Raw genomic sequence first — 2,155 nt, 5'->3', positions numbered from 1 at the left:
ATGAGCTAGCAGTACATTGATCCACGAGCATAGACTGAAGACAGGCACCACGACGTAATAAGTAAGGTTGGATAGGTTAACGCGTCGCGTTAGCAACCCACGAATACCAGCATGATCACCGTCGAAATTACTTGCTTCATCTGATGCGTTGACGCTTCCCTAACGGGAAGAATGTTAATTAAAAAGAAAGGCTCTGGCCGAGGTTCCGGCAGGATTTTGTGCGGGCCTCTTGACGTGGGGAGTCATACCAACGCTTTTGTCGTGGGGCGCTGTAAGCGTCCAAGCCCCGCAGGGGCTGAACCACCAACTTTTTGTTAGGCAGATCATCGCACAAATTCGTAATTATGCCACTCAGGACGCTCTTCTTTTTCTAGAAACTCAACAATTGAACTCTTCGCAATATCTGTAGCAATACAGTACTTTTCGTGCAGTGGCTCACTCTCTCCGAAAGAGATTTCCTTTCGATCAGCTACTGAAATATTTTCATTTCGAGAATCACTTAAAGCACGAAATTCACTAGCATTTTCATCATAAAATATGAGGCCAGATATTTCGTCACTCCATTCTAGAGCGAAGTAAACACGAATATAGTTTCTGGCACCAAAAATGAATCTTTGCCACCAAGGCCTTAAACCATCGTCAGCTGCCAGCAATATCTTTCCTGATTTCGAATTTAGCGCATTCCGCAGTGCTTCTCTTGTCTCGGAGAAGTTCTCAAATTCTAATTCCTTACCGTCTAAGGTAAGAAAATATTTAGTGTGAGATTCCAAATTCATTTTATTGCCTAACGCCCGCCTCAACGAGCAAATTTTGCTGGCGGCAGTTTTGCCGCGCAGCGCAAAAGTGGTGACAGAAAAATTTGTCCGTTGGAGGCGCTTGTTAAAATCATTTATTTATGCAACCATAATGAAACCATATTGCAACCATGAGTGTTTTTTATGCCCGCAATTACAGTGAAGAATATACCAGACATTTTATACAGCCAGCTAAAACAATCTGCTGAAGCACACCACAGAAGTATAAATAGTGAGCTTATTGTATGCCTAGAGAAGGTTTTGAGACCACAAAAAATAGATAAAGACCAACTTTTAATGAATGCACGAACAATGAGGCAAAAACTAAAAGGTTTGAAAGTTACTGAGGAAGATTTAACTAAAGCCAAAGCTGAAGGCAGAGAATGATTGTAGCTGACACTAATACAATAGCTTACTTATATTTACCCTCTGACTATAGCGAATACGTAGAAGCCTTGCTATTGAAAGACCCAGATTGGATTGCCCCTATATTATGGCGCAGTGAGTTACGAAACATCTTAGCTTTGTACCTTAGAAAAGAGCTTATTTCTATGGAGGATGCCTTAGAAATACAACAACAAGCTGAGAATTTACTCAAAGACAATGAATATACCGTAAATTCTTTCGAAGTATTAAATACTGCAAATGAATCAGGTTGTTCTGCTTATGACTCTGAGTTTATTTGCTTGGCAAAGAGCCAAAACTGCAAACTAGTGACTGCTGACAAAAAAATACTAAAGCAATTTCCAGACATAGCGATATCTGCCAGAGAGTACGTTGCTTAGAAATTTTAACGCCGCCAGCAACGGCGAGCGAAGCGAGTCCAGCCCACGGCCCTTTGTGGGCGATGTTGGCTGGCCTGGTTATATTTTTCTTTCAATGATGAACCCTGACTCGTCACCACAATGAATATAAATTTCACCGTCACCTTGTAAAGGAGTAGGAAATTCAATTTTACCCCGACCACAAAGGTCATCACCCTCGCAAGTGCCTTGCCAGCTAAACTCAAGATAAGGTGTTCGGTGAGATACCCTAACATCGAGCCACCCTTTTACAGCACCAAAAACGAACTGGCCTAATCCATCTTCAGTAAACTCAAAATAACCGGGTTCATCGAGGTCAACGTAGTCTTGAGGCCAAGTTGTCATTAACTTAATTTTCCATCGGCCTACAAAATCGTGCACTGAATTCTCCCTGAAATATAACGCCGCCATTTGCGGGATGAGTTTTATGGCGACGTTTATGCGTTTCTTTGCATAAACGGTGACAGAAAACGAAGATCCGAAAGATGGCCTGGTTATATGATTTTTGCTTTTAGTCTTTTGACCTTATGCTCTTAATTTATTGTTAAGAACTCAGAA

4 protein-coding genes are annotated in these 2,155 nt (G+C 41.5%); 2 read left to right on the top strand and 2 right to left on the bottom strand.

Translation table 11 applies throughout. The features are described 5' to 3' along the window. Positions 1 to 323 precede the first annotated feature (323 nt). Positions 324 to 776, bottom strand: a complete 453-nt coding sequence (locus A3735_RS20695; RefSeq protein WP_068511205.1) for a hypothetical protein — start codon at positions 774 to 776, stop codon at positions 324 to 326. Between the two features lie 162 nt (positions 777 to 938). Here A3735_RS20695 and A3735_RS20690 point away from each other — a divergent pair, with 162 nt between their 5' ends. Together A3735_RS20690 and A3735_RS20685 are read left to right on the top strand one after the other, a co-directional pair. Further along, positions 939 to 1,181, top strand: coding sequence for an Arc family DNA-binding protein (locus A3735_RS20690; protein ID WP_068510145.1), 243 nt, complete (start codon positions 939 to 941; stop codon positions 1,179 to 1,181). Continuing rightward, positions 1,178 to 1,579, top strand: a complete 402-nt coding sequence (locus tag A3735_RS20685; RefSeq protein ID WP_068511203.1) for a type II toxin-antitoxin system VapC family toxin — start codon at positions 1,178 to 1,180, stop codon at positions 1,577 to 1,579. The genes A3735_RS20690 and A3735_RS20685 overlap by 4 nt, the downstream gene beginning before the upstream one ends. A 78-nt stretch (positions 1,580 to 1,657) precedes the next feature. Here A3735_RS20685 and A3735_RS20680 read toward each other — a convergent pair whose 3' ends face one another. Beyond that, the gene (locus A3735_RS20680) at positions 1,658 to 1,978 is read right to left on the bottom strand and encodes a hypothetical protein (RefSeq protein WP_068511202.1); all 321 of its coding nucleotides are present in this window, start codon (positions 1,976 to 1,978) and stop codon (positions 1,658 to 1,660) included. Positions 1,979 to 2,155 lie beyond the last annotated feature (177 nt).

It is taken from the genome of Oleiphilus sp. HI0061 (assembly GCF_001635675.1).
Note: the sequence above shows the minus strand (reverse complement) of the source record. Positions and strands in the feature narration are given on the sequence as shown.